Below are 459 nucleotides of genomic sequence, written 5' to 3'. Positions count from 1 at the left end.
CCAGCAGATAGGCCACCAGCCGCTTGTCGCCCGGCTGGTCCTCGCGCGCCAGCACCACCGCCTCGCGCACGCCGGCGCAGGCCGACAGTTTCGTTTCAATCTCACCGAGCTCGATGCGGAAGCCGCGGATCTTGACCTGGAAGTCATTGCGCCCCAGGTATTCGATGTTGCCGTCGGCCAGATGGCGTCCCAGGTCACCCGTCTTGTACATGCGGGCGCCGGCCACGCCGGCGAACGGATCGGACAGGAAGCGTTGCTCGGTCATCTGCGGCAGGTTCAGGTAGCCGCGCGCCACGCCGGCCCCGCCGATGTACAGCTCACCGGCCACGCCAGCCGGCACCGGCTGGCGCCGCGCGTCCAGGATGTAGACCTGGGTGTTGGCCACCGGACGGCCGATGTGGGCGATGAAGCCCTGCTCGCGCGTCATCGTCACCCAGGTCGAATACGTGGTCGTCTCCG

1 protein-coding gene is annotated in these 459 nt (G+C 68.4%); it reads right to left on the bottom strand.

The genetic code is table 11. The annotated features are described in order from the left end of the window. Positions 1-459: AMP-binding protein (locus tag KVP70_RS33250; protein WP_217946713.1), on the bottom strand; the 459-nt coding region annotated here is incomplete at both ends.

The sequence above is a fragment of the Duganella violaceipulchra genome, from assembly GCF_019166075.1.
In the GTDB taxonomy this organism is placed as follows: domain Bacteria; phylum Pseudomonadota; class Gammaproteobacteria; order Burkholderiales; family Burkholderiaceae_D; genus Rugamonas; species Rugamonas violaceipulchra.
The sequence above is the reverse complement of the archived record's forward strand: the minus strand, read 5'-3'. Positions and strand labels throughout refer to the sequence as shown.